The organism is Amycolatopsis sp. NPDC102389, assembly GCF_044765885.1.
GTDB lineage: Bacteria > Actinomycetota > Actinomycetes > Mycobacteriales > Pseudonocardiaceae > Amycolatopsis.
The window spans coordinates 64,087-67,913 of record NZ_JBIWKX010000038.1 but is presented as its reverse complement, the minus strand read 5'-3'; the positions used below and the strand labels follow the sequence as shown (position 1 = coordinate 67,913).

General features: G+C 67.5%; 2 protein-coding genes. Both read right to left on the bottom strand.

Features of this window, described 5'->3' with window-relative positions; genetic code table 11:
* Nucleotides 1–172: 172 nt before the first annotated feature.
* Nucleotides 173–859 carry a DUF4232 domain-containing protein gene (locus ACIRGA_RS27845; RefSeq protein WP_400946140.1) on the bottom strand — a complete coding sequence of 229 codons (687 nt, stop codon included), beginning with the start codon at nucleotides 857–859 and terminating at the stop codon, nucleotides 173–175.
* A gap of 157 nt (nucleotides 860–1,016) precedes the next feature.
* Nucleotides 1,017–3,548, bottom strand: a complete 2,532-nt coding sequence (locus ACIRGA_RS27840; protein WP_400946138.1) for a phosphocholine-specific phospholipase C — start codon at nucleotides 3,546–3,548, stop codon at nucleotides 1,017–1,019.
* Between the last annotated feature and the right edge of the window lie 279 nt (nucleotides 3,549–3,827).

Genomic DNA, 3,827 nt, shown 5'->3' with positions numbered 1-3,827 from the left:
GCGCTCTTTGTTTTTTTTTTTTTTTTTTTGGTGGGGGGGGGGGGGGGTTGTTTGTTTCTTTTTTCCCAACACCCCCCCCCCCCCCCCCCCCCACCCACCCGAAAACCGTACATATACGCATCAAACGGGCCTCAGGCAGCCAGCAAGTGTCCTTTATGGACACTCGGAGGCCTCAAGCGGGATCGGCTAGAATCCCGTTCACATAGGTCCCCGGGTGCGTCGCGGCATCCTGCCGCAGCACGGGAAGATCCGACGGCCAGTTCGCGGTGAGCGGCTGGGTCTGTCCCGGCGGGATGGTCGTCACCCGCGTCGGCGTCCACGTGGCCGAACCGTCGGAGGGCTTCAGGATCGTGATGGTCGCGGTCGCGGTGGATCCCGCCGGAACCTCGTTGTACTTCACGCCGTTGTCGATCCGGGGCAGGTGATAGACCGGCCCGTTCGGGTCGTCGGGACCGTTCAGGTCGACGCCGGGAACACCGTACAGCGCGCACGTCCGGGACGAAGTGTTCTTGTAGGTCAACGGAACGTCGACCTGCCCCGGCGAATTCGGGCTCGGCTTGGGCGAGCCGAGCGCGAGCGAGAGATCCGCGGTGGCACAACGGGGATTGCCACCCGATCCCACCTGCTTCCCCGTGGTGGCGGGCGGCTTGACCGTTCCCCCGCCCGGCGCCGACGTGGGTACGGAAGTGGCGGTCGGCGCGGCGGACGTTTCGACACCGCCGCCGACAGGTGCGGACGTCCGCGGGGCGGCCGTGGGACTTCCGGGGTTGCTACAGGCGACGACGGCGAGCACACCGGCACAGGCCGCGATTCCCTGGGCGAACCGTGCGATATTCGGTCGGATCTTGCGGTGGCTCATCATCTTCTCCCCGGTCTTCCCTGCGATGGATCACTTACCGGGCAAGATGCCCGACAGGGCAGAAAAGATGCGCCACGATGACACTGCTCTCACAAAAGCAACCTCGGCGGCCGTCACGCATCTTTCCCTTTAAGACAAGGAAATCTGCCCTTTCGGGTCACGTCCAGCCGAGTGGGGTGACCTCCGCCGCCGACGTCCACGGTCCGCGTCCGCCCGCTTCGGTGAGGGCGCGGAACCGCACATAGCGCGCTCGGGTTGGCCAGAACCGCAGGGTCTTCCGGGCGGCGTCGTCGGCGAAGGTACCCGCGGCGACGGGGCTCCCCCAGGTCGACCCGTCCGCGCTCAGGTGGACCTCGTAGCCACCGACGCGCCCGTGGTCGGAACCGTCCTGACGCGGCAGGTAGGCCAAGCCCGTGACGGTGCGGGCCGCGCCCAGATCGAGCTGGAGTTCGTGGGGCAAGGGATCTTCCCCGCCGGACCACTTGGTGTGCCAGAGGGTGGCGGGATTCCCGTCGACGGCGTTCGTGGCGGCGCCGTTCTCCCCTGTGGTCTCCTGGCTGTCGGCCGAGCGGACAGTGGCCGAGAGCGGCCCGGAGCCCATGACCGGGTCGCTGATGGTCTCGGCGCCCGTTTCGACATGGCCTGCGAAGCGGCGAAGGAAGCCATCCGGCCCCTGGACGGTCAAGTCGTACCAGCCGCCCATGCCGCCTTCGATACTGAACCAGTCCTCGACCGTCGCGCCCTGGGCGACCGTGTACTTCCACGGTCCACCACCCCGGTTCCCGGTCCGCACGGTCAGCTCGCAAGCGGCGCCGGCGTTGGTCATCTTCAGGTACACGACGCCGGAACCCGGCCGCGGCACGACTTCCGGATTCGGCTTGCCGCCGGTGGTCGCGGTGATCCGGTTGCCCGCGAACCGGCGCAGGAAACCGTTGGGGCCGTGCGCGGTGAGGTCGTACGCGCCGTCAGGGGACCCGGCCTGCCAATAGTCCGAAAGCGTCGCGTTCCCGCCGAGGGTGTAGCGCCACGGCCCGTCGGTCCGGTACGCGTTCGCGTAGACGTAGAAGTGCGCCCCCGCCGCTCCGGTGTTGGCGAAGTCGATCCAGAATCGCTCGGCCGTCACCCGGCCCGAAGCCATCAGCTGATAGGGCAACGGCCGCGCGGTCCGCACCCCGGTCTCGGAAACGGGAAGCTTCTGCTCGGACGGCGGCTGCGGCTGGGTGTTCCACGGTCCGCTCGTCGGCACCGGTTTGGTCAGCGTCGGATACGTCGCACTCGGCGACGTGGTGTCCAGCGCGGAGGTCAGGTCACCGCAGACGGTGCGCCGCCACGGCGAGATGTTCGGCTCGCCGACGCCACTCCACCGTTCCAGGAAGCGCAGCACGGAAGTGTGGTCGAAGACCTCCGAACACACCTTCCCGCCCCGGCTCCATGGCGAGATCACGAACATGGGCACCCGGACGCCCAGTCCGATCGGCTCACCGGAGACGAATTCGTCGGTCGTCGCGACGGAACTCTTGCCCTCGTCGTCGGAAGCGGGCGGTGCGGGCGGCGGCATGTGGTCGAAGAAGCCGCCGTCCTCGTCGTAGGTCAGCAGGAACAACGTCTTGTTCCACACCTCGGGTTTGGACGCGATCGTGTCGAGGATCGACTTCACCAGGTCGGCCCCGGTGTTCGGGCCCCACGCGGGATGTTCGGTCTGGGATTCGGGCGCGACGATCCACGACACCGACGGAAGCCTGCCCGCGTCGACATCTCCCTTGAAGGCGCTCAGCAGTTGCTTCGGCGCGACCCGGGCCAGCCCGCGGTCGTACAGGGCGCGTTCGGACGCGGTCAGGGTCGCCACGCCGGCCGCCAGCCCGTCCAGCAGCCTGGTCCGCTCGGCGGCCGAAGCCGAATCGAGGGCGTAGTAGAAGTACTCCAGCTTCGGGAATGCCTTGCCCGCGGAGTCCTTCACCTTCGACAGCGCCTTGGTCCCGACGGCGAGGAAGCTGCTGAAATAGTCCAGCGAATTGTCGCCGTAGTTGTCCCATTCCTGATAGACGCGCCAGCTGCGGCCCGCGGTCTGAAGGCGCTCGGCGTAGGTCTTCCAGGTGTAGCCGGTGTGCCCGGGGTTCTGCCACGCGGCGTTGCCGATCGCCCGGGTCGTGCCGTCCGGCTCGTAGCCGAGTTTGCCGGTGAACAGGTACATCCGGTTCGGGTTGGTGGGCCCCATTTCCGAGCAGTGGTAGGCATCGCAGACGGTGAACGCGTCGGCGAGCTCGTGATAGAACCGCAGCGCCGAACGCGTGTGATAGGTCAGCGAACGGACACCCTTGGCCGCGCGCCACGCGTCGTGACGGCCCTTGTTCCACGCCCGGTGCCCGCCGGACCAGCTGTGGTCGACGTCGGCCATGAACTGATCGTCGATCGCGTACGGGAGCAGCGTGCCCGTGCCGTCGGGCTGTTGGAAGACCGAGGCTCCCGACGGTAGCTTGATCGCGGCGGGATCGTTGAAACCCCGAACGCCGCGCAACGTGCCCAGATAATGGTCGAACGACCGGTTCTCCTGCATGAACACCACGACGTGCTCGATGACGTCGAGCCCGCCCGTCGGCGCTTCGGCGGCGAGCGCCTGCCGGACGCTCGCCGGGAGCAAGGTGAAGGCGGAAGCCGCACCAGCGGCCTTCAGCAGGGTACGACGGCGCACGGAGCCCTCCAGGAATTGCGTTGAACCCGTTCGATCGTGTTCGAAACTGCACCTTTGGCGCGACTATCGAGCAGATAGAAGCATAAGTGCCTGATCGGTTCAAGGGTTCGGCCCGCGGGCCGCATGATCGGAGCAAGATGACGCGACTTTCGGATGGTCGCGACCCTCGTGAGTGGCGTTTGGGGGTGTAAACCCCAACCCCCCCCCCCAGGCCCAAAACCCGGTGGGGGTCGCCCCCCCCGAGGGTGCCCCCCCCCGGTGAACCCGCCCCGAAACCCC

Coding starts and splice junctions, on each gene's coding strand:
- ACIRGA_RS27845 (WP_400946140.1), bottom strand. CDS start 859: ATGAGCCACCGCAAGATCCGACCGAATATCGCACGGTTCGCCCAGGGA.